The organism is Neisseria sp. 74A18, from assembly GCF_001308005.1.
GTDB lineage: Bacteria > Pseudomonadota > Gammaproteobacteria > Burkholderiales > Neisseriaceae > Neisseria > Neisseria dumasiana.
On sequence record NZ_LGZA01000021.1, the window covers coordinates 14,041 to 39,202 of the forward strand.

General features: G+C 49.7%; 27 protein-coding genes. 13 read left to right on the plus strand and 14 right to left on the minus strand.

Features of this window, described 5'->3' with window-relative positions; translation table 11 throughout:
* Positions 1-143 precede the first annotated feature (143 nt).
* Positions 144-1,247 carry an anhydro-N-acetylmuramic acid kinase gene (locus AKG43_RS07675; RefSeq protein ID WP_082403026.1) on the plus strand — a complete coding sequence of 368 codons (1,104 nt, stop codon included), beginning with the start codon at positions 144-146 and terminating at the stop codon, positions 1,245-1,247.
* Positions 1,248-1,256: 9 nt separating this feature from the next.
* Here AKG43_RS07675 and AKG43_RS13320 read toward each other — a convergent pair whose 3' ends face one another.
* From AKG43_RS13320 to AKG43_RS07695, 5 genes are all read right to left on the minus strand, one after another.
* The gene (locus AKG43_RS13320; protein ID WP_231718134.1) at positions 1,257-1,463 is read right to left on the minus strand and encodes a signal peptidase; all 207 of its coding nucleotides are present in this window, start codon (positions 1,461-1,463) and stop codon (positions 1,257-1,259) included.
* The gene (locus AKG43_RS07680) at positions 1,424-2,029 is read right to left on the minus strand and encodes a nucleoside triphosphate pyrophosphatase (RefSeq protein ID WP_054599983.1); all 606 of its coding nucleotides are present in this window, start codon (positions 2,027-2,029) and stop codon (positions 1,424-1,426) included. Before AKG43_RS07680 ends, AKG43_RS13320 begins: the two co-directional genes overlap by 40 nt.
* The gene (locus tag AKG43_RS07685) at positions 2,026-2,868 is read right to left on the minus strand and encodes an SDR family NAD(P)-dependent oxidoreductase (protein WP_054599984.1); all 843 of its coding nucleotides are present in this window, start codon (positions 2,866-2,868) and stop codon (positions 2,026-2,028) included. Before AKG43_RS07685 ends, AKG43_RS07680 begins: the two co-directional genes overlap by 4 nt.
* A gap of 239 nt (positions 2,869-3,107) precedes the next feature.
* Positions 3,108-3,554: a hypothetical protein gene (locus AKG43_RS07690; protein ID WP_054599985.1), complete on the minus strand. Its 447-nt coding sequence runs from the start codon at positions 3,552-3,554 to the stop codon at positions 3,108-3,110.
* Positions 3,547-3,936, minus strand: a complete 390-nt coding sequence (locus AKG43_RS07695) for a YbjO family protein (protein WP_156300639.1) — start codon at positions 3,934-3,936, stop codon at positions 3,547-3,549. Before AKG43_RS07695 ends, AKG43_RS07690 begins: the two co-directional genes overlap by 8 nt.
* A gap of 108 nt (positions 3,937-4,044) precedes the next feature.
* Here AKG43_RS07695 and AKG43_RS07700 point away from each other — a divergent pair, with 108 nt between their 5' ends.
* The 5 genes from AKG43_RS07700 to AKG43_RS07720 all read left to right on the plus strand — a co-directional run bounded on the left by AKG43_RS07700 (position 4,045) and on the right by AKG43_RS07720 (position 7,639).
* Positions 4,045-4,425, plus strand: coding sequence for a hypothetical protein (locus AKG43_RS07700; protein ID WP_054599987.1), 381 nt, complete (start codon positions 4,045-4,047; stop codon positions 4,423-4,425).
* Positions 4,426-4,518: 93 nt separating this feature from the next.
* The gene (locus AKG43_RS07705) at positions 4,519-4,929 is read left to right on the plus strand and encodes a YqaA family protein (RefSeq protein WP_054599988.1); all 411 of its coding nucleotides are present in this window, start codon (positions 4,519-4,521) and stop codon (positions 4,927-4,929) included.
* Positions 4,930-5,051: 122 nt separating this feature from the next.
* On the plus strand, positions 5,052-6,062 hold the full coding sequence (hemH, locus tag AKG43_RS07710; protein ID WP_054599989.1) for a ferrochelatase: 1,011 nt from the start codon (positions 5,052-5,054) through the stop codon (positions 6,060-6,062).
* Positions 6,063-6,189: 127 nt separating this feature from the next.
* On the plus strand, positions 6,190-6,528 hold the full coding sequence (erpA, locus tag AKG43_RS07715) for an iron-sulfur cluster insertion protein ErpA (RefSeq protein ID WP_054599990.1): 339 nt from the start codon (positions 6,190-6,192) through the stop codon (positions 6,526-6,528).
* Between the two features lie 442 nt (positions 6,529-6,970).
* Positions 6,971-7,639: a hypothetical protein gene (locus AKG43_RS07720; RefSeq protein ID WP_054599991.1), complete on the plus strand. Its 669-nt coding sequence runs from the start codon at positions 6,971-6,973 to the stop codon at positions 7,637-7,639.
* 388 nt (positions 7,640-8,027) lie between these two features.
* On the opposite strand, the gene AKG43_RS07725 is transcribed toward AKG43_RS07720, so the two are convergent.
* Complete coding sequence (locus AKG43_RS07725; protein ID WP_054599992.1) at positions 8,028-10,487, minus strand: FimV/HubP family polar landmark protein; 2,460 nt, start codon at positions 10,485-10,487, stop codon at positions 8,028-8,030.
* 237 nt (positions 10,488-10,724) lie between these two features.
* On the opposite strand from AKG43_RS07725, the gene AKG43_RS07730 reads away from it, so the two are divergent.
* The 5 genes from AKG43_RS07730 (at position 10,725) to AKG43_RS07750 (ending at position 13,553) form a co-directional block, all read left to right on the plus strand.
* Positions 10,725-11,258, plus strand: coding sequence for a septation protein A (locus AKG43_RS07730; protein WP_054599993.1), 534 nt, complete (start codon positions 10,725-10,727; stop codon positions 11,256-11,258).
* A 4-nt stretch (positions 11,259-11,262) separates the two neighbouring features.
* Positions 11,263-11,553 (plus strand): YciI family protein, encoded by a 291-nt coding sequence (locus tag AKG43_RS07735; protein ID WP_054599994.1) that lies wholly within the window; start codon positions 11,263-11,265, stop codon positions 11,551-11,553.
* On the plus strand, positions 11,553-11,825 hold the full coding sequence (locus AKG43_RS07740) for a BolA family transcriptional regulator (RefSeq protein ID WP_054599995.1): 273 nt from the start codon (positions 11,553-11,555) through the stop codon (positions 11,823-11,825). Before AKG43_RS07735 ends, AKG43_RS07740 begins: the two co-directional genes overlap by 1 nt.
* A 63-nt stretch (positions 11,826-11,888) precedes the next feature.
* Complete coding sequence (locus AKG43_RS07745; RefSeq protein ID WP_054599996.1) at positions 11,889-12,764, plus strand: peptidyl-prolyl cis-trans isomerase; 876 nt, start codon at positions 11,889-11,891, stop codon at positions 12,762-12,764.
* A gap of 21 nt (positions 12,765-12,785) precedes the next feature.
* Positions 12,786-13,553 carry a peptidyl-prolyl cis-trans isomerase gene (locus AKG43_RS07750; RefSeq protein WP_054599997.1) on the plus strand — a complete coding sequence of 256 codons (768 nt, stop codon included), beginning with the start codon at positions 12,786-12,788 and terminating at the stop codon, positions 13,551-13,553.
* Between the two features lie 154 nt (positions 13,554-13,707).
* Here AKG43_RS07750 and AKG43_RS07755 read toward each other — a convergent pair whose 3' ends face one another.
* The 6 genes from AKG43_RS07755 to pyrF all read right to left on the minus strand — a co-directional run bounded on the left by AKG43_RS07755 (position 13,708) and on the right by pyrF (position 18,501).
* Positions 13,708-14,415: a GntR family transcriptional regulator gene (locus tag AKG43_RS07755; protein WP_054599998.1), complete on the minus strand. Its 708-nt coding sequence runs from the start codon at positions 14,413-14,415 to the stop codon at positions 13,708-13,710.
* Between the two features lie 193 nt (positions 14,416-14,608).
* On the minus strand, positions 14,609-15,028 hold the full coding sequence (locus AKG43_RS07760; protein WP_054599999.1) for an OsmC family protein: 420 nt from the start codon (positions 15,026-15,028) through the stop codon (positions 14,609-14,611).
* Between the two features lie 5 nt (positions 15,029-15,033).
* Positions 15,034-15,528, minus strand: coding sequence for a ribonuclease E activity regulator RraA (gene rraA, locus AKG43_RS07765; RefSeq protein WP_054600000.1), 495 nt, complete (start codon positions 15,526-15,528; stop codon positions 15,034-15,036).
* 132 nt (positions 15,529-15,660) lie between these two features.
* Positions 15,661-16,662 (minus strand): ADP-glyceromanno-heptose 6-epimerase, encoded by a 1,002-nt coding sequence (rfaD, locus tag AKG43_RS07770; protein WP_054600001.1) that lies wholly within the window; start codon positions 16,660-16,662, stop codon positions 15,661-15,663.
* A gap of 63 nt (positions 16,663-16,725) precedes the next feature.
* A complete protein-coding gene (gene rfaE1 / locus AKG43_RS07775) occupies positions 16,726-17,697 on the minus strand; it encodes a D-glycero-beta-D-manno-heptose-7-phosphate kinase (protein ID WP_054600002.1) in 972 nt (323 codons plus the stop codon).
* A gap of 63 nt (positions 17,698-17,760) precedes the next feature.
* Positions 17,761-18,501: an orotidine-5'-phosphate decarboxylase gene (pyrF, locus tag AKG43_RS07780; RefSeq protein WP_054600003.1), complete on the minus strand. Its 741-nt coding sequence runs from the start codon at positions 18,499-18,501 to the stop codon at positions 17,761-17,763.
* Between the two features lie 184 nt (positions 18,502-18,685).
* Here pyrF and mnmC point away from each other — a divergent pair, with 184 nt between their 5' ends.
* Positions 18,686-20,359 carry an FAD-dependent 5-carboxymethylaminomethyl-2-thiouridine(34) oxidoreductase MnmC gene (mnmC, locus tag AKG43_RS07785; RefSeq protein ID WP_054600004.1) on the plus strand — a complete coding sequence of 558 codons (1,674 nt, stop codon included), beginning with the start codon at positions 18,686-18,688 and terminating at the stop codon, positions 20,357-20,359.
* 584 nt (positions 20,360-20,943) lie between these two features.
* On the opposite strand, the gene AKG43_RS07790 is transcribed toward mnmC, so the two are convergent.
* On the minus strand, positions 20,944-21,987 hold the full coding sequence (locus AKG43_RS07790; RefSeq protein ID WP_054600005.1) for a hypothetical protein: 1,044 nt from the start codon (positions 21,985-21,987) through the stop codon (positions 20,944-20,946).
* Between the two features lie 200 nt (positions 21,988-22,187).
* Positions 22,188-23,747: a surface lipoprotein assembly modifier gene (locus AKG43_RS07795; RefSeq protein ID WP_082403028.1), complete on the minus strand. Its 1,560-nt coding sequence runs from the start codon at positions 23,745-23,747 to the stop codon at positions 22,188-22,190.
* 204 nt (positions 23,748-23,951) lie between these two features.
* On the opposite strand from AKG43_RS07795, the gene AKG43_RS07800 reads away from it, so the two are divergent.
* The gene (locus AKG43_RS07800; RefSeq protein ID WP_054600007.1) at positions 23,952-24,980 is read left to right on the plus strand and encodes a Slam-dependent surface lipoprotein; all 1,029 of its coding nucleotides are present in this window, start codon (positions 23,952-23,954) and stop codon (positions 24,978-24,980) included.
* Positions 24,981-25,162: the final 182 nt, after the last annotated feature.

A 25,162-nucleotide genomic window follows, 5' to 3' on the forward strand; every position in this document is an offset into this window, starting at 1 on the left:
GAATACTTTTTACTACATCTATTATAAAGATATTGCCGCACGTCGTCATGCAAATACTCTATTGGGTATTTCTAACTGCAGCTATTGTCCGTGCCAAACAAAATCACGTTACAATAATGCTTTTTCAGACGGCCTTATTTACGATGGATAGCCAACTCTATATCGGTTTGATGTCCGGTACCAGCATGGACGGTGTCGATGCCGTGCTGGTACGCATGAACGGCAACCGCTGGCTGGCAGCCGAAGCCCATGCGTTCACGCCTTATCCCGGCCGTCTGAAACAAGATTTGCTGGCACTGCAAAATACCGGCTTTAACGAGCTGCATAACAGCATGATGCTGGCACAAGAGTTAAGTCGGCTATATGCCGAAACCGTGCATCAGCTGCTCGACAAAACCCAACTGCACGCCGACCGGATTACCGCCATCGGCTGCCACGGCCAAACCGTGCGCCATGCTCCCGAGTCGAGTTACAGCATCCAATTGGGCAATCTACCCCTGCTGGCCGAGCTTACCGGCATCACAACCGTAGGCGACTTCCGCAGCCGCGACTTGGCGGCAGGCGGGCAAGGTGCGCCGCTGGTCCCTGCCTTCCACCAAGCTTTATTCCGAAGCGATACAGAAACCCGCGTAGTGCTGAATATCGGCGGTATCGCCAATATCAGCGTGCTCCCGCCCCACCAACCTGCTTTCGGGTTCGACACCGGCCCCGGCAATATGCTGATGGATGCGTGGGTTCAGCACATCTGGCATCAACCTTATGACGAAAACGGTATCAAAGCATCGCAGGGCAAGGTGCTGCCCGAACTGCTGGCCACCTTGCTCAGCCATCCTTATTTTTCACAGCCTTATCCTAAAAGCACCGGTCGCGAGCTGTTTTCCTTATCATGGCTGCTGCCCCAACTTTCAGACGGCCTCAACCCTCACGACGTATTAAAAACCCTACTCGAATACACGGCGCAAACCATTGCCGACGCAGTTCTGTATGCCGCCCCCGAAGTGCGCAACATTTTCGTTTGCGGCGGCGGCATACAAAATTCATCGTTAATGGAAAGCCTGAAACAACACTTTTCTGCCCAAAACATCCGTTTGCACAGCAGCCTCGCCCTCAACTTAGATCCGCAATGGATGGAGGCTGCCGCCTTCGGTTGGTTGGCTGCCTGCTGGATTAACCGCATTCCGAGCAATCCTTATCATGCTACCGGTGCGCATAAACCCTGCATTTTAGGAGCAGGTTACTACCCTTAAGGCGCATTATCAAAAAGCGTATGTTTGCCATATCAGACCGAGACCTTTGCCCCCAAGATGCGGATGCAGTTCAAGGCGTAGCAGCACAGCGAATGCAGACATATCATACAGATAGGCAAACGAGCGGGCAGCGCACAACGCAGAAATGCAACGCAGATGGGGGCTTTGCAAAGGTCTCAGGCCGTCTGAAAAGGCGGCACCGCCAGCCCCAATGATTGAAGCAGCGCTATCGTTTCAAAAACCGGCAACCCCATCACTCCCGTGAAACTGCCCGACAACCGCTCTACAAATATTCCGCCCAATCCCTGAATACCGTAAGCACCCGCTTTATCCATAGGCTCTCCGCCGGCGATATAAGCGCTGATTTCTTCATCAGCCAAAGGCTTGAACACAACATCGCTCTGCTGCATCAACGCATGGGTTTGCCCTTGCCAATACACGCATACTGCCGTTAACACCTGATGCGTTGTTCCCGAAAGGCGTTTCAGCATGGCAAACGCATCGTTAGTCGATTCGGGCTTTCCCAAAATATGGTTGTGCAGAGCCACAGTGGTATCCGCACTCAACAACGGATACTCAGGCACAAAAGGATATTGCCCTTGCCAATGGGCTACCGCCGCCGCATTTTTCTCAAAAGCCATTCGCGCCACATAAACCGCTGCCGATTCGTGCGGATAAGGTGTTTCGTCGATGTCTGCCGGCAAACGGGCAACTCGGTATCCCAAATTTTCTAATATTTCCCGACGGCGCGGGCTGCCGGAAGCCAAATAAAGCGTATTCATTTACCCTGCCCCTCTACTGCACTCCGCTGCAAACGGTCGAGCAGCACGGTCGGCAACAAGCGCTTCAAATACCAAAACAACACCGTAGGAAACGTAACCAGATAACGTGCTTTAGGCTTTTCTGCCGTTAATGCCTGCACACATATTTTGGCACAGTCGGGAGAAGACATTGTAAACGGTGCCGCGTCTCCCTCTTGCTCAAGGCGGTTGAGTTGAAAACGATAGTTAGCGGCATGCACGCTGGATGCAATATCAATGTGTTCATGCAGTTTTTTCAAAGCATTTTGACGGAAACGCGTAGCAATCGGCCCCGGTTCGACCAAGCTCACAAAAATCCCGCTGCCATGAGTTTCATGACGCAATGTGTCGCACATGCCTTCCAAAGCAAACTTAGTGCTGTTATAAGCCCCTCTCCAAGGCATAGCGGCAAAGCCCAAAATACTGCTGTTAACCAAAATCCTTCCGTGCCCTTGGCGACGGAACACTTTCATCGCCAACGTAATACATTCCCACGCACCAAACACATTGGTTTCAAACTGTTCTCTCAAGGCTTGCCTCGGCACATCTTCCACCGCACCCACTTGCCCGTAGCCCGCATTACAAAACAAGGCATCCAACGCACCGCCTGTTTGCTGCATGACCGCATCAAAAGCCGAGCGGATACTGCTGCTGTCGGCAACATCCAATTGCAGGGCGTCTATCAATCCTTCCGCGCGCAAGCGTTCCACATCATCCATGTTCCGGCAAGAAGCAAACACCCGCCACCCCGCCTGATGAAGCTGTTTGGCGGTATCGTAGCCGATACCGCTGGAACAGCCGGTTATTAAAATCGTTTTCATCGGTTTTCTCTTGTAAAAAATCATGCCGTATAGCAAATAAAACAATGGCAGTATATCCCAATATCGAAAAATGAAAACGGCAACCGAAGTTTGCGGAATAAAGCACAAGGTTGACAATCAATAATCAAAAAGGCCGTCTGAAAACACACTTTTCAGACGGCCTCTTCACAGCCTCACATCAAAATCAGCGTTGCCACGGCACGCACCGATATAGGCAACAACTATTGACTCCAACCTGATTACAAACGCTGAACCCTCTGTTTCAACGCATCAATTTTCATTTTCAAATTCGTTACTTTTGCGTGCCACAGCACCAACCCGGCAGCAACAACCAAATACAGAGCAAGAACCACTCCGCCGGTTCGGTAATCGCCGAAATCTTTCAACGACACCACATTACCCGCCCCGGCAATAATCGAGATACCGGGCGCAATCAAAATAGCAAAAATAACACCGCACACCACCAAACACGCAATCAGCAACAACAGCCCCGAACGGAAACGCCAATTCTTAAACCGGCCCAAAGCCAAAGCCACTACAAACAAAACCGCACCGACGGCAGAAAAAGCCAACAATGCCGACCATTTATCCACCACAGTTTGTGTCGAAATAAACGAAGTCAAACCAAACATATAAAAACAAAACAGCGCACCGGAATAAAATATGACACTTAAAAAACTACGCATTACCTATCCCACCGGAAGTTTGAAAATAAAAATGTGTCCGCGAACGGAACAAAAAATACACGATACAGATAAACAACACCATACCGTAAAGCAGCATCGGCTTATCGGGCGATGCCGTTACATTAAAAACCATGCCGGCCGAACCGCACAACACATAAAGCCAACGCCCCCAGTTTTTCGCCCGAAGCATGGCAATACCCGCGACAATGTTGATTACCGTTCCCCAGCCGCCTGCGATATGAATGCCCAACAGCAGAGGCATGTGACGGATTACCTCCTGCATATCGGAATAATTATGACTTAGCGTCATAACCCCAACCGAAAGCAAAGACATAACAATTAAAAACGATGCAAAAACCGTTACAAACATCGGCCGTTTCATAATTCAACTTATCCAATATAAACATAATTTAACAAATGTAATTATGCCAAACAAATTACATGCGTAATCATTTTTATGATAAACGGTTAAATAAACGGCTTGAAATTCATGATTCGTTTTGCAAAAAATATTTTTCAGACGGCTTGGAAATTTTGCACACAAATCAAAAATAAATTAATTTTATATATTAAAAACAGAATATTAAAATCAATTCAAACTTTTTTTATCAAATCATATTTTCGAACAAAATGCTTCGAAACAACCGGTATGCCGCCAAAATTCGGATTCGTTACAGCTGTAACACATCCGCAACAAACCGTTAAAAAGCCATTCACAATGGCAATTTCACACGATAAACCTAAAAATAATTTATCTAAAATTAACGTAAAAATACTAAATCAGATTTTATTAATGAAGCATTCTAAAATTTTTGACTATTTTTACAAAACCATCACGCCGGTCAACCTTTGTCATACAGATGGGCTGTGAAACCGCTTAACGGTATCCCCTCCACGCCCATGTTGCCCATGTTAATGGCTACTCGGTTAAAATAGCGAACTTACTTACCGACTACGCGTTTTAATGGAACTATTTTGGCCTTATCTCGCCCTCGCGGCTTCTTCATTCACTTCCGCAACCATACTGCCGGGCACATCAGAAGCTGCCTTCCTTTTATTTATCAACAGCTATCCCACCGCACAAACAGGAGCGTTACTCGTTGCCGGCTTGTGCAACGGATTAGGCAGCATAGTTTCTTATTATATGGGGCGGTATATCCCGCTTAATAAAAGGCCGTCTGAAAAAACCTTCCGCCTGCTCAACCGTTACGGCGTGTGGACGCTTTTATTTGCCTGGCTGCCGATTGTCGGAGATGCACTACCGATCGCCGCAGGCTGGCTGAGATTAAACGCTTGGAAAAGCAGTATGATGCTCATTGCAGGAAAATTTATACGCTACACCATCCTACTCACCGGCTTAAATATTTGGATGTAAATCATTATTTTTATACAAATCCCAATGTATCTTTGCAATCCCCTCCATAGCCTGCCCGGAAGTTTCCTACACATTAAAAATACCGTAAGATGCCGCTTGAAAACAAATATTAGGATATTCTCATGCCGCGCTTTCTCCCCGAACCGCCCACACCCCATCACCTTCAAGAAAAAACCGCCGTACTCCTACTAAACCTAGGTACGCCGGAAGCGCCGACTGCAGCGGCCGTCCGGCCATATCTACGCGACTTCCTCTCTGATCAACGTGTCGTCGAACTTCCCAAACTAGTGTGGCAGCCCATATTGCGCGGGCTGGTACTGACTCTACGCCCTAAAAAAAGCGCCCACGCTTATGAAAAAGTATGGCTTCCCGAAGGCTCGCCTTTAGCTGTCTACACAGAAAAACAAGCGGAATTAGTTGCAGAACAAATACCCAACATTACCGTACGCCACGCCATGACTTACGGCTCTCCCAATGCCGCTTCAGTATTGGCAGAACTCAAAGCCCAAGGCATAACCCGCGTGCTGGCCATTCCGCTTTACCCCCAATATGCAGCCTCCAGCACAGGAGCCGCATTGGATAAAATATTTGAAACACTATTGAAACAGCGCAACCAAATCAGCATCCGTACCGTTTCCCGTTTTTATAGCGACTCCGGCTACATAGATGCCATGAAACAACAGATACAAGCATTTTGGGCTCATCACGGACGAGGCGAAAAACTCATGTTGAGTTTTCACGGCATCCCGCAAAAAAACAGCGACGAAGGAGATCCTTATGCCTACGAATGCCAGAAAACTGCCGAACTTTTAGCAGATGCACTGTCTCTCGAAAAAGACGACTACATCGTCTCGTTCCAAAGCCAATTCGGCAAAGCAAAATGGATAGGCCCGAGCACACAAGATTTATTTGACGAGTTACCCAAACAAGGCATAACCAAACTGGACGTATTCTGCCCCGGGTTTGTCAGCGACTGCTTAGAAACGATGGAAGAGATTGCCATAGCAGGCAGAGAGCAGTTTCATGAAGCCGGCGGAAAACAATATCAATACATCCCCTGCCTGAACACCCACCCCGCATGGATTGATGCTTTGTCGAATATAGTTAAACAAAATATTCAAGGATGGGATTAATTTTTCAGACGGCACCCAACCCCTTCTTAATTGTTTTCAAAGACACCTATTGAATTTATACTGAACAGCCTAAATTTAGAAAGCAATATTGGTTGCTGCCAATCACACCATATTAAAGGAATAAATCATGTCAGAAGAAACCCCTATTATTTTTACCGAAAGCTGCTGCACCAAAGTTGCAGATTTGATTGCTGAAGAAAACAACCCCGATTTGAAGCTTCGCGTTTTCGTCAACGGCGGAGGATGCTCAGGATTCCAATACGGTTTTACCTTTGATGAAATCAAAAATGACGACGACTTCGAAATCGAAAAAAACGGCTTAACTTTTTTGGTTGATCCAATGAGTTATCAGTATTTGGTAGGTGCAGAAATCGACTACACAGAAAGTCTTCACGGCTCCCAATTCGTTATACGAAACCCTAACGCAACCACCACATGCGGATGCGGCTCTTCTTTCTCGGTGTAATGCTTTCAGCACAACATGCCAATAAAATAAGGCAGTCTGTCTAGCAGGCTGCCTTACATTTTAAGTACACCAAAGAAAAACCGTACTTGATATTCTGGCGATATCAGAATGTTTTTCACCATACCAACCGCCTGATAAAAAAATTTACATCTTTTAAATACCTAATTTATAATTACAAGAACTTTTGCTGAATTTACAAAAACCCATTGGTAATAGATTTACTAGCCTAAATATTAAACACTAAATCGATTTGATATGTAAGCCATCGTAAATTTATACCGCTTAGATACATTCAACTGACAAAACTCGGTTAATCACATAACCTTATTCTCCGAGACAAAAATCGGATTTTAACTGAAAATTATCTCTGATAATTTATAGCTATACTATTGTTGGAAACACAAAAACCCGAAATCCAACAGCATGATTTTACGGAAGAATAATGCAAAACCAAAAATTATATGATGTTTACGTATCTTATCCGCCAAATGTCGACAGAGAAAGAATAAATGCCTGCTTGGTAGACAACTTGCCGGAAAACGAAGCCAATGACTTGATTCAAGCATTGGCTGAACGTCCCCAAGCAATCATTGCCGAAAATTGCACAAGAGAAGAGCGTGAAAATGCGCAACATTATTTCAGCTATTTAGGGCTTGACGTTATTATCCGCCATTCTCTCGAATTATTACCGGATGAGAGTCAAAACGAAGAAGAAGTTAAAAAAATTGTAGACCAATGTCCTGTCTGCCGAACAATAGTAGAAAACCCGGAAGACACTACAGAATGCCCCACATGCCGTTTACACTTCTCATCTGCCACCGAAGCCGTTATCCAACGTAAACGAATAGAGTGGGAAGAAAAAGTCGCTTTTGAGCATAAAAAACAACAGGAAATCGCTTTAAAGCTCCAGCAGGAACAGCAGGCCGAAGAAAAGCGCCTACGCAAACAAATTCGCGCCGAGCTTGAAGAAAAACTTGAACGTGAACTAGGCCGCTCAAGCCTTATATTTTCATTAAAAGGCCGTAAAGTTTTAATGTTAGTTGTTTCTATTGTCTTTATCTGCTTAATTTTAATAGGATTAGGTTATTTCCTTGCTCAATCTATGAAATAAAACCAATCACTCTAAAAATAAAGCCCTGATCTAGCATAACCAGAATGCCGGATCAGGGCTTATTACCTTATGAGATCTTTAAAAACCGCGGATGTTGATGCAATTCAAAGCAGGCAGCACAGCGAAAGCAAACATATCACACGATAAATCAATCAACTTAACTTTTACTACCGAGTGCTACTGCTACTTGCCGTACTACCTGTACTGCCTGCGGCTTGCTGCCCTGCATTAAAAATGTATTGATTGATGACTATAGAGAGAAGATAAATTCATCCTCAAAAAAAAACCGAACCTGATAATCCTATCAGGTTCGGTTTTGAAACAATTTTTATCAAAAAATTATATTTAGCTCCGGCATACTGCGGATAAATGTCAAATAAGAGATTAATTATTTATTCAACTCGGCAAGCATAGTCTCTGTTTTTTCCAAGATACTTCCATTTGCTTCTTCAAGCAACTCCTGGAGTGTCTCTCTTGCGGCATCAGGATCGCCGATTTCCACATACATTTGTGCCAACTCATATTTAGCTTCAAGCGGAGCGGTCATACCTACCGATTCAGAAATAAAACCGGTTTCACTACGCTCACTATCACCCTCCAGCTCCATGCTTTCCCATTCGATGGTTTCACCATCATCATCAGAAACATTGACCTCAACAGGCTTAGCCAGTTCTTCATCTTGGAAGGCGATAGCGCTGTTATCAGCATCTGCAGTTATCCACGCTTCACCAACTTGGCCGTCTGAGGCTTGATTAGCGAATGATGTAGCATCGTAAGTTTCAGTAATTTGCTCAACTGATCCGCTTTCGACAACCTGATTATCAAACTCGACTATCGACTCTGCAGAATTTGTTTCCGTTACCTCTGCCGAATCAGCCGGAACTTGATCAAATGTAGAAGGCTCACTCTCTGATAAAGCCAATTTATCTGCTTCTGAAGAGTCAGACGCTTCAAATTCAAGTGGTTCAAATTCTACGGTGTTAACCGCAACGCTCTCGTCTTGCTGAGAAGAAATTTCCGAAACATCAGCTTCTTGAACTGTTGAAACTTGATCCTGATTCTCGGTTTCAAACTCGATATTTACCGCATCAGGCTCATCACTCTGCTCAAGCTTGCCTTCATTTGAAGAAATCTCTGCAATCTCAACCACTTCAACAGATTGAGCTGTATCCTCAACTGGCGTAAATTCAACTGCTACATGTTGGTACTCGTTTTCGGGCTCAGGCTCGTAAACACTTTCAGTTGATTCAATAGCATCCCAATTAGCATTTTCACGCTTCTGGGTTTCTTCATCTTGAGTTAATGCGCCGGATACGATACCGTCTTGGGCACGGTCAATCGAACCTAAATCCAAGCTGAAATTGTTTTCAGATTTATCCGCAGGAATAGTTTCGGTTTCGGTAAAGAAAATCTCATCGTCAAAGTCATCTTCTACATCCAAACCTTCTTCAGCAGTTTTAGTTTGTGTTGCTGCGGCAACAGTAGCAGCCGCAGCGCCCGAAACAGCCCCGGGATGCGGCAAGGAAGATTCTGAAGGTTTAACAACTGTAGAAGATGCAGACGAATTCAGATTTTGAGCGTGAAGATGGGTTTCTTCTGCTGCTTCCTTCAAAAGAATCTGATCATTTTCATCTGCCTGTTCAACATGATCTTTCTTTTTGGTAGCCAATCTGAGAAGCAACCACAACGCAATTGCACCCAAACCGGCAAAAAGAAGCCAACGCCACCAGCCACTATTTTCAGTTTCTGCAACAGCAGGTTTAGTTGAGGGCACTGCTTCAGATTTAGGCGTATTTTCTGTGGCAACAGCTGCAGGAGCGGACGCTTTTTCTTCTTCCGCCTTGGTTACAACAGGCTCAGATGCAGCAGGCGTAACACTGGCAGTTGTTTGGGATTCAGATGTTTTTTCGGCCTCGCCAGGTGCCTCAACCGACACAGCCGGTTGTGAAGCCTGCGCTGTTTGAGCAGGGGTTTCAACAACTGTTTCTTCTGTTTTCTTAACTGCAGCAACACCTTGTTTTGAAAGGCTTCTAAGCTCCGCCGCAGAAGGGATACTTAACGTGCTGCCGGCAATAACGATATCAGGATTGTTATCGGGAAAAACTTTCGGGTTGGCCAAAACCAAAGCGTTAATGGTTTCAGATAAAGTCAGGCCTTGAGGACGCACTTTTTCAGCGATGAATGTTAATGTTTCACCATGGCGGACTTTATAATTGCCTTCAAGAGGAACAAATGATTTTTGTTCGGCGGAAGCTGCATCGCGACTTCTCTCGACTTTGGAGTAGGCATTAGATTTTTTATTTTCTTTTCTTATCTTAGCCTGCTCTTGAGCTTGCTTGATACTCGGTTTTTGTTGTGCCGAACGTGGAGATACGGTGCGTTCGCTTGCCGATTGGTCGACAGCGGCGGATCTGTTTTCACCCTGAGATGCTGCCGCACTTCCTGCTGCATAGTCGGCAGGATCGATAATAGCGGTGTATTGACGCGATTGTGAACCGACACCTACTTGGAAAACCAAAACAGGATCGTTTATCGGTGTATTGGAACGGATGTTGATGACGGCTTTATCGCCGGACTTTCTGACGCTGGTGCGCAAATTACTGTCTGAAAGCGATGCATTCCCGCCGTTAAGCAGAACTTTAGCTTCTTCCCCTGTAACCGTTACCGTGCCGGAGAACGGCTCGCCCAAATTCGATTGAACATTCAAGCCGCCCAAGCCGCCAACTGCAGATAATGATGTCGTTAAGGCCAAAGAAGCAGCAATCAGTTTGATTCTATGATTGTTTTTCAAATTATTATCCCCTGTTCGAGTTGGCAGCCTGACTGCCTGACTGTATATAATCAGCATGATATATGCTGACTGCCTACTCTGCCAAGTAAATTTGCTAATTTATGTAAACGATAAGCTGGCAATTGCAACTTTATAACCACTCTTTGATTTACTTTAAAGTAAATCCGACAATCGGCCTTTTTTTCAGACGGCCTGACGTGCCTTGTTAGCATTGACATAAGTAATGCAAAAGAGTTCATCTACCTGTATGATTGTGAAATTCTCACGGTTTGATTCATTTTATCCTGCACAAAGATGAAGATTTTAAACGATTTCATTGCCATTATTCTGTTTTTCGTTATTTATACGACTACTAAAAATATTATTTGGGCAACAGCCGTTGCACTGATGGTTGGCATTATTCAGGCAGCCGTAACGTGGTTGAAGCACAAAAAACTCGATACGATGCAGAAAGTTAATTTGGGGTTGATTGTGGTGTTCGGCGGGGCAACCATCTTATTGCGCGATCCCCGTTTCATTATGTGGAAACCCACACTGCTGTTTTGGTTTGGCGCCGCGGCCTTAGCTGTTAGCCATATCATGAAAAAAAACGGTTTGAAGGCCATGATGGGCAAAGAATTGAAGTTGGATGACCGTATTTGGGGCAACCTGACGATTGCTTGGGTGGTCTTTTTAATCTTTATGGGTGCAGCCAATTTGGTAGTGGCCCATAATTTTTCCGAACAACAATGGGTGAACTACAAGCTTTTCGGAACACTGGGTTTAATGATGGCTTTTGCTTTAGGGCAAGGCGTATATTTGAGCAAGCATTTACCTAAAGAAAGTTGATTATATGGAATATTTTATGTTATTGGCCACCGATGCCGAAGAAGCGCACGCAGCGCGTTTGAACGCCCGCCCCGCTCATTTGGAGCGTTTGGAAAAGCTCAGATCGGAAGGACGTTTGCTGACGGCCGGCCCAAACCCTCTTCCCGACAACCCCGAACGGGTTTCCGGCAGCCTGATTATTGCGCAGTTTGCTTCGTTGGACGAAGCGCAGGCATGGGCCGAACAAGACCCTTACGTTGATGCCGGCGTATATGAAGAAATTTTAATCAAGCCTTTTAAAGCGGTGTTTAAATAATGCCTACCATGCAAGAAATGATAGAAGGCCGTCTGAAAAGCTTGCGGCCTGAAATATTCGAGTTCCGCGATGACAGCCATCTGCATGAAGGCCACGCGGGCAACCGCGGCGGTGGGCACTACGCCATATTGTTGGTCAGCGAAGCATTTGCCGGAGTAAGCCGTTTGAACCGCCAGCGCATGGTAAAGGATTTGCTTCAAGACTTTTTTTCAGACGGCCTGATACACGCTTTGAGTGTCAAAGCCGTTACACCTGAAGAATATTTCCATTAGGCCGAGCCGGTTGCAAGCCGGTTCGACCCATTCCCGTTTTATTTGAAAAAGCAGAGAATCGACATGAAAAAATCTTATTTTGCTTCAGCCCTGTTGTTGGCTTTGGTTTCCGGCAGCTTGTGGGCGCAAACGATTGTTACTGTTAACGGCAGCAAAATCGACAGCAAAGATATTGATGCACAAGTAAAAATGCTGCAAAGCCAAAACCCGCAAATCCCAGACACACCGGCTCTGCGCCGCGACTTGACCGAACGCCAGGTTACGGCCATTTTGATCAGCCAAGAAGCCAAACGCCTGAAACTCGACCAATCGGCCGAATACAAAAAAGCCCTTGAGCGCGCACGTTCCGATGCAAAAACCCAAGGAGTGGATAAACAGCCCGGTTTTAAAGAACAATGGACGGCTTTTGAAAACGACTTGCTCAATCAAGCTTATTTTGTATATCTTTTGCGGAACAATCCCATCGGTGAAAACGATTTGAAAACCGCCTACGGCGAATTCAGCAAATTCTACCAAGGCAGCCACGAAGTCCAACTCGGCGAAATCCTGACATCCAATGCCGCCGACGCCCAAAAAGCCATTGCCGACCTTAAAGCCAAAAAAGATTTTAAAACCGTTGCCGCCCAATATACGGTTGACCCGCGCGGCAAAGCCAATAACGGTCTGAACGCCGGATACGTTAATCTTAAAGACTTGGAACAAGGTGCACCCGAAGTTTACGCAGCCGTTAAAAACCTTGCCAAAGGCGGATTCACAGCCACGCCCCTGCAAGACGGCAACGGCATGTTCGGCGTTTTCTATATCAACGACAAACGTGCCGCCAAGGTTCCTTCATACGAAACCGCCAAAAACGGCATTGCACAAGAGCTTCAAGCCGCCCGCATAGACAGCGCCATCGAAGCCCTTTACCGCAAAGCCAATATTCAGACGGCCAAATAACTTCAAAACACATAAAGCAATATGAAAAAACAAAAAAAGATTATATTTTTTGCCGCAGCCGCCTTGGCTGCGGGCATCGCCATCGGCAAAGTTCCCGAAATCGAACGCAGCCGTGTTGATGCTTTGGTGGCAGAAGAGCTTGAAAACGCTTCCCTGATGCCCGACGGCCAAAAGCCCGACGTGGAAAGCCTGCGTAAAAACATTACGCTGCAACTGCAAACCGTTGAAATTCTCAAAAACGAAGCGTTGAAAATAGGCTTGGATAAAAAACCCGAAGTTCAGGCTCATTTTAAAAATGCAGAAGCGCAGTTTTATGCCACACAATACGCATTACACCTTGAGCGCGAAGCACAGGTAAACGAAGCAGACATACGCGCCGCTTACGACAGCCAAACCCGTGCAGTGAAAATCCAGCAGGTTAATTTTGCCACCGCAGAAGAAGCCCGTCAGGCACAACAACTGTTATTGAAAGGTTTGTCTTTCGACGGTTTAATGCAGCGCTACCCCAGCCCCGAGCAAATCGGCGGCTTTATTTCGCCCAATCAACTGCCGCCGGTTTTGGCGGATGTGATCAACCGGATGTCGCGCGGCCAAATTACCCGCGAGCCGGTAGAGATGAACGGCAGATTTTATCTGTTTAAACTCACGGCTTCCGAACGCAACCCCGACGCGCCGCCTTTCGAGCAAATTAAAGATATTCTGATCCGCAAGGCCAAGCAGGAAAAAATGCAGCAACAGATTGACGAACTGCTGCAAAAAGAAGGCATGACCAAACTGAAGCAGCCTTAAGCCTGCCGCCAGGCATTGCCCGAACGGTAAGGCCGTCTGAACAGCTAAGTTCAGACGGCCTCGTTTTTGTGTGCATGATACTTTACGGTTAGACCACTTCATTGCCAATTCAAAACAGTAAAGCATCTTTCATTGATTCCCGCCCCAAAGATTTTCAGGCTTCGGCCTCAAACTTTCTCAACAAACGCGCTTGGCATTGACCTAGATGGCGTCTCATCATCTTGCAGGCACGGGCTTTTTTGCCTTCCACCAGCAAATCGAGAATCTCGCGGTGCTCGCAATAGGTATGGCGCAAACGGTCTTTCGGTGCGTCGAACACGGCGATAATCAAAGACGAACGGGCGCACAACGTATTCACAATTTCCAGCAGCACATCATTATTCAGCAAACGCGCCAGCTCGACATGGAAAGCATTGGACAAGCGGTTCCAGCTTACCCGGTCGCCGCGGTTGAAGGCTGCCTCTTCCTGATCGATCAACGCATAAAGAGGCTTGGCTTTTTCCGCCAAGTTTTCTTCTTCAAGCAGCATGTTGATGATGGTTTCTTCCAAGGCGATACGCATTTTGAACACATCTTGCGTTTCTTTGGCATCGGGCACATGCACGAATGCGCCGCGATTGGGCAGCAAATCAACGATTTTATCGTGTGCCAGCAAAGAAAGCGCGCTACGCACTGTGCTGCGCGAGCAAGTCATCTGGCGGCACAGGTCGGATTCGGTCAGCTTATTGCCCGGACGCAGGTTGTGGTCGGTAATGCCGTCTAAAATTCTGGAATATACGCGGAAAAGCTCGGCATCGTGCCGCTCTTCCAGCAAAGACGAGGTTGCGGGTGCTTGCGGAAAATTGTTTTCGTTATCTGTCATACCGGTTCTCCTGCCTGATCAGGCAGTTGGAAGTATTCGAGTAGTTATCGCAAATATACTTAACTTGCTACGGTGTTGCTGCCTTGTATCAAAATTAAGTGGATTGACTATATTGCCGGCCGTTTGAACCATTCTGAATCGTAGGCAAGTCAAGGCCGTCTGAAAACCTTGTTTTCAGACGGCATGTTTTGATTTAAGCCGTTTCGACAACCTCGAAGCTGTGCGTCACTTTGGCCGCTTTGCCCAACATAATCGAAGCGGAACAATATTTTTCGGCAGACATCTGCACGGCTTTTTCAATCGCACTTTCTTTCAGGTTGCGGCCCAGCACTTCAAAATGGATGTGGATTTCGGTAAACACGCGTGGCGTGTCGTCGGCACGCTTGGCGGTAACAGTTGCCCGGCAATCCACTACGTCCTGACGCTGCTTTTCGGCAATCATCACCACATCAATGCTGGAACAGCCCGCCACGCCCAGCAGCAGCATTTCCATCGGGCTGGGGCCGCGCTTGGCCTGCCCTTCCTGCGCCGAACCTTCCATCACGACGCTGTGGCCGGCTTCGGTTGTGCCGACAAAACACATGCCGTCTATCCATTTTGACGTTACTTTCATATCGTTTATTCCTCGTGAAGCGGTTGTTCAGACACTAAGATGCCGTCTGAATCGCTGTATAAATAATGTCCCGGGGTAAATGTTACGCCGCCGAAAGTGACCGGCACATCCACTTCGCCCGCGCCGTCTTTCGCACTCTTGCGCGGGTTGGTGCCCAAGGCTTTCACGCCGAACTGCATGGTGTTGATGGCTTCGTTGTCGCGGATGGGGCCGAAAATCACCGCGCCCGCCCAGCCGTTGGCCGCGCCCGCACCGGCAATCATATCGCCCATCAATGCGCTGTATAAATCGCCGCCGCCGTCCACCACCAGCACTTCTCCGTCGGAATGCGTGTTCATCAGCTTTTTGACCAAGCCGTTGTCGCGGCTGCATTTTACCGTGCGGATTCTGCCGCAGAAACGGTGCCGGCGGCCGAAATGTCGGAACTGTACTTCGCACGAAGGCGTGTCGGGGGCGATGTCGATTAGATCGGCGGTTGCAAAATCATTTTTTCCGCTCATGGTTTTCTCCTTTGCTTGTATTGTGTGCGGTTTTCTTTTCCGCTTGCGGCAGCCCGAAAACACCACAGGCCGTCTGAAAAGCATTATAAAGTATTTTTGCCTTTCAGACGGCCTGCCGTGGGCTTGCGTGGCTTAAAGGTTTTCCATCATCCAATGCACATAGCGGCTTACACCTTCGTCCACATCTAAAAACGCTTCTTCGTAACCGGCTTCGCGCAAACGCGAAATATCGGCCTCGGTAAAGCTCTGGTATTTGCCCTTGAGCGAATCAGGGAACGGAATGTAGCGGATCAGCTCTTCTTTAACCAATTCCTGAAGGCTCATCGCGGGCTTGCCCTCGGCGACGCGGCAGGCGTTTACGGTGGCGGCGGCCAAATCGTTAAACGGCTGGCTGCGGCCGGTGCCCAAGTTGAAAATACCTGATTTTTCAGGGTTATCGAAGAAGAACAGGTTCACTTTCACCACATCTTCCACACTCACGAAATCGCGGGTTTGCTCGCCGTTGCCGTAACCTTCGTTTTCGCCGAACAAATTCACATAACCCTGCTCGCGGTATTGGTTGAAATGGTGGAACGCCACCGAAGCCATGCGGCCTTTGTGCTGTTCGCGCGGGCCGTACACATTGAAATAGCGGAAACCGGCCACTTGCGCGGTCAAGCCCTCTTCCATGCGGCGGCGCACCACTTGGTCGAACAGGAATTTGGAATAGCCGTACACATTGAGCGGTTTTTCCAATTCGCGCTCTTCGCGGAAAATCTCGCCTTTGCCGTACACCGCCGCGCTGGAGGCGTATAAAAACGGAATACGTTCGTCCTGACACCAATCGAGCAGATCGAGGCTGTATTGGTAGTTGTTGTCCATCATATACAGGCCGTTGTGTTCCATGGTGTCGGAACACGCGCCGTCGTGGAACACGGCTTCGATATCGTCAAACGGCAACAGATGCTCGCGCACTTGGCGGATGAACTCGTGTTTGTCGAGATAATGGGCGATTTCGCACTCGGCCAGATTTTTGAATTTCTCGCCGCGGGTCAGGTTGTCGACGGCAATGATGTCGGTTATACCGCGCTCGTTCAGGGCTTTAACGATGTTGCTGCCGATAAAGCCGGCGGCACCGGTTACGATGATGGTCATAATCTTTTCCTTTTGGTTTTGAAAACAAGGAGTCGGCCGTCTGAATATGGTTTGAAAAACCTTTCAGACGGCCTGTTGTTCTTTCAAAGCCGCGCTCAGTTCTTCAAACGAACACACCGCCGTACCCAGTTTCGCCACCACCACACCGGCGGCGGTATTGGCAATGTGCATGGCTTCGGGCAGGCTGAAACCGGCGGCCATGCCCAAGCCCATGCTGGCAATCACGGTGTCGCCTGCGCCGGATACATCATAAACCTCTTGGGCGCGGGTGGACTGGTGGTCGATCTGGCTGCTGCGAAACAGCGTCATGCCCTCTTCGCTGCGGGTTAGCAGCAGGGCTTCCAAATCCAAATTACGGCGCAGGTTTTGGGCTTTTTCGGTCAATTCCGCTTCATTGCGCCAACTGCCCACCACTTCTTTCAGCTCGGCACGGTTGGGCGTGAGCAGGGTGGCGCCGGCGTATTTTTCGTAATCGTCGCCTTTCGGGTCGATCAACACGGGCTTGCCTGCCAAACGTGCCCATTCGATCATGCCGGCCACATGCGTCAACCCGCCTTTGCCGTAATCGGACAACACCACCACATCGTATTCGGGCAGCAGTTTGCGATATTGATCTTTAACCGAATCGAGAATCTCGCGGTGCGGCATTTCTTCAAAATCAAGGCGGATAAGCTGCTGGTTGCGGGCAACCACGCGCAGTTTGACGGTGGTAGAAATTTCTTTGTCGCGCATCAGATACGAAGCCACACCGTCTTGCTGCATCAATTTTTCCAGCGCATTGGCGGCTTCGTCATCGCCGGTTACAGACAGCAACGCCGCTTTGCCGCCCAGCGAGGCGATGTTGCGGGCAACGTTGGCGGCACCGCCCGCGCGTTGGTCGGTTTTAGAAATTTTGGCAATCGGCACGGGGGCTTCGGGGGAAATACGGGCAACGTCGCCGAACCAGTAACGGTCGAGCATCACGTCGCCCACCACCAAAACGCGGGCTTGTGCCAAACGCGACTGTAATTGCTGTATATCGGTGTTGAGTACCATAGGAATATCCGTTTATCTGTGTTTCAGACGGCCTCTTTATCACAAGAGACCGTCTGAACATATTTAAATCGAAATCTGATTGGCTGCCGCATTCACTTCGCGCAACACGGCCACGGGGTCGGCGGCCTGCGTAATCGGCCGCCCCATCACCAAATAGGTGGAACCCGCCGCCAACGCTTGCGCGGGAGTCATGATGCGGCGTTGGTCGTCGCTGTTGCCGGCGGTATCCAAGCGGATGCCGGGCGTAACCAGCACAAATGCTCCGCCCAACTCGCGGCGCAGCGGTGCGGCTTCATGGGCGGAACAGACTACGCCGTCCAAACCGGAGCTTTGCGCCAGCTTCGCCCAACGCAACACCAATTCTTCTACCGGTTGATTTAGGCCGATTTCGGCAAGGTCGCTCTGCTCCATGCTGGTCAGCACGGTAACGCCGATCAGCAGCGGTTTTTGCGCATGGTTGGCCACGGCTTCGGCGGCGGCTTCCATCATGCGGCGGCCGCCCGAAGCGTGCATGTCCACCATCCACACGCCCATATCGGCCGCTACTTTGCAGGCGAGGGCTACGGTGTTGGGAATGTCGTGGTATTTCAAATCGAGAAACAGTTTGAAGCCTTGGTTGATCAGGCTTTCGGCCAAACTGCGGCCGGTGGCGGTAAACAGTTCTTTGCCGATTTTCAAACGGCATAGGGAAGGATCGAGACGGCGCACAAAGGCAAGCGTGTCGTGTTCGTTGGCAAAGTCCAAAGCCACAATCACGGGCGTGCGGGCGGATTCGGTTTGGAAGTCGGCGATTAATGGGTTCATAGCAGGTTCCGTGGCATATTTTCAGACGGCCTGCGGCTCGTGATGCAACAGCTTTGCATGGCTTGCCGCCGCAGGCCGTCTGAAATCATAAAATCGCACAAATTTTAGCAGCTTTCCAACCTGTTTGTCCGCCGTTTGCTCGTGATAAACTGGCTGCCCGCACTATTTTCAGACGGCCTCATTTATGAACTGCCTTGCTTGGAACGCCCCGCCCCCGCTTGCCGCGCTTGTGGATACTGTCCGCCGCCATGCCAAACCGCTGTATTTGATCGTATGCCTGCCCGACCGCCGCATCCCCGAATTCAGGCCGTCTGAACAACCATGCGTGGAAGAAAGCGCGCTGCGGCAAGCCATAGCGGGCAAGCTCGGCTGCATCCAGTTCAACGGAGCCAACGTGTTGGAGAACATTTTGCCCGGCGTGCATTTATGGCTGATGCCGTCTGAAAACGCCGCGCGGCTGGGCGAACATTTTCCGCAGCCCATACAATGGCAGACCGAAGCCGTGCCGCAACTGCCGCCGCAACCCGTCAAACCGTGGTTTAGGCCGTCTGAACACCGCGCTGTGCCCAGCCGTGCCGTTATCGTCGGCGCAGGCATTGCCGGTGCAGCCACCGCCCGCGCACTGGCGGAACACGGCCTGCCCGTTACCGTACTGGAAGCCGCCGAACCTGCCAACGCCGCGTCCGGCAACCGCCAAGGGCTGCTGTATGCCAAGATTTCGCCGCACAACACCGAGCAGACCGAACTGCTGCTGTGCGGCTACGGCTACACCCGCCGCCTGCTCGAAACCCTGCTGCCCAACCGCGAAAGCTGGGGCGGAAACGGCGTGCTCCATCTCAACCACGATGCCGAAGAAACCCGCCGCAATCAGGCTTTGGGTACGCACAGCCACCACGCCCACCTTTACCGCCCCATCGATGCCGACGAAGCCGCGCAGATTGCCGGCATCGAAACCGTACAAAGCGGCCTGTATTGGCCGCAAGGCGTGTGGCTGAACCCGCCCGCGCTCGTCCGCGTCCTGCTCGACCATCCGCTGATCGAACTGCACACCCGCACGCCCGTGCTTGCCGCCGAACACGACGGCAACGAATGGCAAATCCGCACGCCCGAACGCACCTTCAGCGGCAGCCATTTGATTTACTGCACCGGCGCACACAGCCCGCAAGCCGCCGACCCCAACGTCTCCGCCCTGCCTTACCGCTTGGTGCGCGGGCAAACCGACCTCGCCGCCGCCGTGCCGTATTCCGAACAACTGCGCTGCGCCCTTTCCGGTGCCAGCTACATCAGCCCCGCATGGCAAGGCTTGCATTGCTACGGAGCAACCTTCGTCCAGCACGACAGCGGCACCGACTGGCGCGAAACCGACCGCCAAACCAACCGCGCCAACCTGCACGAATTAAACAAACAACTGGCCGCGCAACTGCTTTGGCGAAGCCCACCAAGTTCGCTTTCAGACGGCGTTGACGGTTCTCACCAACACCAAAGGCCGTCTGAAATCCGTTCAGACGGCCTCACCCCGCAAGGCCACGCCGCCCTGCGCTGCGACAGCCCCGACCACCTGCCCATCGTCGGCGCACTCGGCAACATCGCCGCCATGCAAAACGTGTACGCCAAACTCGCCCTCGACAAAAACTACCGCCTCAACGCCCCCTGCCCCTATCTGCCGAACGCCTACATCAACACCGCCCACGGCAGCCGCGGGCTGGCCACCGCCCCCATTTGCGCCGCCGCCGTCGCCGCCGACATCCTCGGCCTGCCCAACCCGCTGTCGCCAAGAATCCGCCACGCCCTCGCCCCCAACCGCACCGTTATCCGTGCCATCGTGCGGCAGCAGCCGTTGTTGGGAAAGGCCTTCTGAAATGGTTTAGGTTTTCAGACGGCCTCAATAACACCCACTCCAAACCTTACCGACCTTCTCCCGTAGGGGCGGATTACATATCCGCCTGTTGCCGCCACACCTGCCGCCGCAACACCAACCAACTCCGCCGGCATCCCCATGACAAAAAACACAAACGCCAAATGCCGACGACTTTCCCGCACATAAACTCAATGCACACACGGGCGGATATGTAATCCGCCCCTACAAACCGCCATGAAAAAAATGCCTTGCTACCAAAACCGAGAGGCCGTCTGAAATGGTTTAGGCTTTCAGACGGCCTCAATAACATCCCACTCCAAACCTTACCGACCCCATCCGTAGGGGCGGATTATATATCCGCCCGTTGCCGCCACACCTGCCGCCGCAACACCAACCGAATCCGCCGGCATCCCCATGATAAAAAACACAAACGCCCAATGCCGCCGACTTTCCCGCACATAACCTCAATGCACACGCGGGCGGATATGTAATCCGCCCCTACAAACCGCCATGAAACAAAATGCCTTGCTACCAAAACCCAAAAGGCCGTCTGAAAAAATTCAGACGGCCTCCCGTTATCCCTGCTATTGAAATTTACGCTGTAAAAAACGGCGCACCGCCTGCGGCATTTTGTTTTGCAGCCTTTGCGTATAAACCGCTTCGTTCTTCTGCCACCACACGCCGATACACACAATCAGCAAACCGATCAGCGTAAGCGAAATCGGAAACAGCCAACTGTCTTTAAAAATCTTATCGGCCAGATGCCAGCAATAACCGAACATCCCCAGCGCGCCGAACACGGCAAACACACGGCGGCGGATCAGCACGCCGGTAAACACCATGCCCATGTTTAACAAGAAATAAATAAACTTGTTCCACTCGCTGTCGGACTCCATAAAGCTCAGGCCGCCCCAAAACGTGATCACGCCGAAAAGATACAGCCAAAACGGATAATCGCGCTCGCTTTGGTTGCGGAAATCCACCCAAAACGCCAGCAAAATCATTGCCGCGCCAAACAAAGCCGAAACCTGCTGCTTGAGCGTCCAATCGTACACCCCGTTATGGCCGTAGAAAATCCAATCGGCAATGTCCATCGACATATACCACAGCGTAACGGCCACCGGCATCACCAAAAACGGATAACGGTAACGCCACAGCATCACGGCAGCGGCAGCCAGCGTGGCCAGCTCCATCATCAGCCAGCGCCAATCAATCCAGCGGTGGTAATCACGGTACACCATTTCATTATCCGGCCAAAAACCCAATGCCTGCTGCAAGCCGTACACCGCCAGCGGCACCAGCACCACCACAAAAGTAGCGCAAATGCCCGCCGGAATGTGCAGACTACGTTTGCGGAAATATTCAGTCAGCGCCACGCCTGCCGTGCCGTACACCAAACACAGCACCACAATCGCCGTGCCGCCGAAGGCTTCCCAACCCAAATTCATAAACAGCGACATCGCACCGATGGCCAACAGCCCGCCGAGATAATACAAAACATGGGTAAAACCGAATTGCGGCACATGGCTGTTTTGCTGCTGCCACAACGCCCACAAAGCATCGGCCTGCTGCGGGTTGATAATGCGCTGTTCAACTGCCTGTTGTAAGTGGTGTTTGCGGATATCCATCAAGATGCTCCCGATTCGCAAAGCAACTCGCCCTGCCTTAATCTATTCGACCCGATGGGCAGCACATCGGCAAACCGTTCTGAAATCATGCGCTTGTTTATACCTTGCGATTCAATTTAAACGGTTGTGCCCAAGCCCGAACCATCTTGTTCATTTTATAGCGAAACCGTTTCATTTCAATAGATTGGCATCAAACCTGCTTAAAACGTTTTTTCAATTTCCACAAACAGACGGTTGTTTTTGCGCTCCGCCCATTTATGCGTGCTGCGGATGCGGCTTTGCTCCCAAGTTAGGCGGGGCATGAATTTGGCTATCGACAGTTTGGGATGGGCCGCCGAAACGCTGTACAGAGTTTCCTTGTTGCGCTGCGCCTGCCATTCAAAATCGGCATTCAGCGCACTACCGCGATAACGGCGGTCGGTGTAAGCAGCTCTCAGTTGCGTGTTCAAGCCGCCCCATTTCGGCCACGTTGCCAACCAGCCGCCGCTCACACCGCGGCGGTTGTTGCCTGCATTGTTAGTTCGCCCGCCGATTAAGTCATTGCTCGGGCGGAAAGTGCCGCCGCTTAAGCCTGCATAAACCGTTTGCGTCGGCGTTAAGCGATAAGCCGCCGAACCGAAAAGGCTGTAATGTTTGCCGTCGTTGCGCTCCGCACGTTCCGGCTCGCGGTAGTGCTGGCGGTAAGCCTCGCCCGACACATGCGCCTGCAAGCGGGGGGTAATCTGCCGGCTTAAGGCCGTCTGAAAACCCGCAGCATGAGCGAGCATATCCATATTGAACGTTTGCTCTTTCTGCGTTTTGCGCTGCCATTCGTCGCTGCCCGCAAGCTGCCATTGGTAAAACGGCAGAATATTGAATGTGGTGCGCGCGCTTTGATATTGCCAGCCCAGATAAGCACGCCCAAACGCATTGTCGTATTGGGATTTTTTGTCGAAATAATAGCTGACGCCGCTCAAATTGCTGCGAAACAGCACATTATGATGGCCTTTAACCGGCGTGTTTTTTTCTACCGAAAGCCGGTAATTCAAGCCCGTTGCACTTTCGGCCTGTTGTTTGACGCAACCCAGCGGCGAACAGTAAGGCGGAGCGGCATTGTTCACATTGTTATCGCGCGTAACGCTAACACCGCCGTTGAAATGCCATTTGTTCGCCTCTTCGCTTTGCTTGCGGTACACAGCGATATTTTCCAGCACCCCCTCCGGCAGCTGCGGCGTGGCGGCGGCTTCGGCAAACAGCCTATCGGCCTCTTTCCACTGCCTGTCTTCCCATAAAATCGCCGCCGTATCCAGCGTAATGCGCGTATCTTCGGGGTGAGCTTCATGCAGCTTGGTGTAAACCGCCGTTGCCTTCGGATAATCGCCTTTGTAACGCGCAATCATCCCCTCCGCCCGCGCCAGCAAAACAGCATCGGCTTGAGGCTGTTTTCTATACGCAGCAGTGAGCGATTCCAACAAATGCGGATCGCCGCTGTTGATCGCCCTCTGCATCAAGTTGTGCAGCAATTCGGGCTGCTTCATTAAATCTTCATTGGTAACAGGCTTGATTGCTTCTTTTTCTGTTTGTTTTGGTAAAGCATGGTCAGAAGGCGCGGCAATTTGCTCCAGCCATACGTTTTCCTGCATGCGCACCGCAGGCTGCTCCTGCTTGAGGCCGTCTGAAGCCCTATCCGGTAAAGCATTTGCTCGAGAATACGGCGAAAAAGCGGCGGATACGGAGATAAATAGAAAGGGAGCAAAAGATAATTTTCTGAAACTGTTCATCGGAATTGTGTAAAAAAATTATAAAAAAATGTTTGTAACAACCATCGTTTTCAGAGTATATTTCATATGGAAATAAAAACAAATATTATTTACCTTCATAATTTTAGTAAAAATAATCCAGTTTATTTTAATTAATGAAACTCTTCAATTAAATGAACGGCATATCAGCCGAATCGACAAATATCCAACCAACGGAGGTAATCCATGCATAACCGGTCTTTCAGACGGCCTTATATCAGTTTGGTTCTGCCATTTATTTTAGCCGCGTGTGCGGGGGGCGGCAGTGTAAACCAACCCGACGTATTTGTAGAACGCCCCACTCTTCAGCCTTTGGATGTTGGTGCAGCCAATGTTAAAAAGCACGCCGATACCGATAATTATTTTACAGTCAGCACTAATGGCGGCGAGGTAGAAAAATATACCGTAACCACAAAAGAAAAATCGAGCTGGAGTAACAACTACTACGACGTTAATAAAGATGTAACCGTATATAAAACGCCCGACGGCAAATATTACCAATTCGGTAACTTCAATACTCCGGTCGTACCCGATTACTCTTCTCCGAGCAAAAAATTCCTTACCAGCCATGAAATGCAGTCAACCGCAGACGGCGGCAAAATCTTTGCCTGCTGCGACAGCAGCCATACCGACCGCCCTGCAATTAATATGCGGGGCACTATGTATTACGGTGCATGGATTTCTCCCAAAGGCGAAGCCAGCCTGTTTGCAGGTGGTTCTTTAGCCGATGCTGCCTACATGCAAGGCGGTTCGGAAGCCAAAGGAGTCAAAGGCAAAGCAACTTATGATGTTTGGGGCATTCGTGTCAAAAACGGCAAAGTGGTCAGCTCTTCCTACACACCGAAAAACCCCAACAAAGCTGACGCGCCCACGGTGATTTCCCAACTTACAGTTAACTTCAACACAGGAAAACTGGGCGGCGAAATCATCGGCAACAAAGATTTCGGCGACTCTGTAGTTATGAAAGACGTTAATGTAAACGGCAACAAATTCAGCGGAACCGCCACCTCCGGCAATGCAACAGGCCAAGTGGAAGGTGCATTCTTCGGTGCCCACAGAAAATCCTACTACGGCAATATCTCCGAATACGGCGGAAACTCGATAGGCGGCACAGTTAAATTCGACGGCAACAAAACACTGGATACCGCTTTTGGCGGCACACGCACAGCCACCGATCTAGAAACCCAAGATACCGACTTGACACCCTTGAAATAACCATCGGAATCTTTTATCTACACCATATCGTTTTTCAGGCTGTTTCAACATGCCTGAAGTGTTGGAAAAGGTCGGGTTATTTACACTTTTTATGCCAAACAGCTTTTGTTTTTTTTTGCAGGAATGATGGTTTCGTGATTTTTGAGTATTCTCAAGAACGATGCGGCTTCGCCGTGCCTTTC

Excerpts from the sequence above, each read along its gene's own strand:
- AKG43_RS07675 (WP_082403026.1), top strand. The coding sequence starts at position 144 with ATGGATAGCCAACTCTATATCGGTTTGATGTCCGGTACCAGCATGGAC.
- AKG43_RS07680 (WP_054599983.1), bottom strand. The coding sequence starts at position 2,029 with ATGAATACGCTTTATTTGGCTTCCGGCAGCCCGCGCCGTCGGGAAATA.
- AKG43_RS07685 (WP_054599984.1), bottom strand. The coding sequence starts at position 2,868 with ATGAAAACGATTTTAATAACCGGCTGTTCCAGCGGTATCGGCTACGAT.
- AKG43_RS07690 (WP_054599985.1), bottom strand. The coding sequence starts at position 3,554 with ATGCGTAGTTTTTTAAGTGTCATATTTTATTCCGGTGCGCTGTTTTGT.
- AKG43_RS07695 (WP_156300639.1), bottom strand. The coding sequence starts at position 3,936 with ATGAAACGGCCGATGTTTGTAACGGTTTTTGCATCGTTTTTAATTGTT.
- AKG43_RS07700 (WP_054599987.1), top strand. The coding sequence starts at position 4,045 with ATGATTCGTTTTGCAAAAAATATTTTTCAGACGGCTTGGAAATTTTGC.
- AKG43_RS07705 (WP_054599988.1), top strand. The coding sequence starts at position 4,519 with ATGGAACTATTTTGGCCTTATCTCGCCCTCGCGGCTTCTTCATTCACT.
- hemH (WP_054599989.1), top strand. The coding sequence starts at position 5,052 with ATGCCGCGCTTTCTCCCCGAACCGCCCACACCCCATCACCTTCAAGAA.
- erpA (WP_054599990.1), top strand. The coding sequence starts at position 6,190 with ATGTCAGAAGAAACCCCTATTATTTTTACCGAAAGCTGCTGCACCAAA.
- AKG43_RS07720 (WP_054599991.1), top strand. The coding sequence starts at position 6,971 with ATGCAAAACCAAAAATTATATGATGTTTACGTATCTTATCCGCCAAAT.
- AKG43_RS07725 (WP_054599992.1), bottom strand. The coding sequence starts at position 10,487 with ATGCTGATTATATACAGTCAGGCAGTCAGGCTGCCAACTCGAACAGGG.
- AKG43_RS07730 (WP_054599993.1), top strand. The coding sequence starts at position 10,725 with ATGAAGATTTTAAACGATTTCATTGCCATTATTCTGTTTTTCGTTATT.
- AKG43_RS07735 (WP_054599994.1), top strand. The coding sequence starts at position 11,263 with ATGGAATATTTTATGTTATTGGCCACCGATGCCGAAGAAGCGCACGCA.
- AKG43_RS07740 (WP_054599995.1), top strand. The coding sequence starts at position 11,553 with ATGCCTACCATGCAAGAAATGATAGAAGGCCGTCTGAAAAGCTTGCGG.
- AKG43_RS07745 (WP_054599996.1), top strand. The coding sequence starts at position 11,889 with ATGAAAAAATCTTATTTTGCTTCAGCCCTGTTGTTGGCTTTGGTTTCC.
- AKG43_RS07750 (WP_054599997.1), top strand. The coding sequence starts at position 12,786 with ATGAAAAAACAAAAAAAGATTATATTTTTTGCCGCAGCCGCCTTGGCT.
- AKG43_RS07755 (WP_054599998.1), bottom strand. The coding sequence starts at position 14,415 with ATGACAGATAACGAAAACAATTTTCCGCAAGCACCCGCAACCTCGTCT.
- AKG43_RS07760 (WP_054599999.1), bottom strand. The coding sequence starts at position 15,028 with ATGAAAGTAACGTCAAAATGGATAGACGGCATGTGTTTTGTCGGCACA.
- rraA (WP_054600000.1), bottom strand. The coding sequence starts at position 15,528 with ATGAGCGGAAAAAATGATTTTGCAACCGCCGATCTAATCGACATCGCC.
- rfaD (WP_054600001.1), bottom strand. The coding sequence starts at position 16,662 with ATGACCATCATCGTAACCGGTGCCGCCGGCTTTATCGGCAGCAACATC.
- rfaE1 (WP_054600002.1), bottom strand. The coding sequence starts at position 17,697 with ATGGTACTCAACACCGATATACAGCAATTACAGTCGCGTTTGGCACAA.
- pyrF (WP_054600003.1), bottom strand. The coding sequence starts at position 18,501 with ATGAACCCATTAATCGCCGACTTCCAAACCGAATCCGCCCGCACGCCC.
- mnmC (WP_054600004.1), top strand. The coding sequence starts at position 18,686 with ATGAACTGCCTTGCTTGGAACGCCCCGCCCCCGCTTGCCGCGCTTGTG.
- AKG43_RS07790 (WP_054600005.1), bottom strand. The coding sequence starts at position 21,987 with ATGGATATCCGCAAACACCACTTACAACAGGCAGTTGAACAGCGCATT.
- AKG43_RS07795 (WP_082403028.1), bottom strand. The coding sequence starts at position 23,747 with ATGAACAGTTTCAGAAAATTATCTTTTGCTCCCTTTCTATTTATCTCC.
- AKG43_RS07800 (WP_054600007.1), top strand. The coding sequence starts at position 23,952 with ATGCATAACCGGTCTTTCAGACGGCCTTATATCAGTTTGGTTCTGCCA.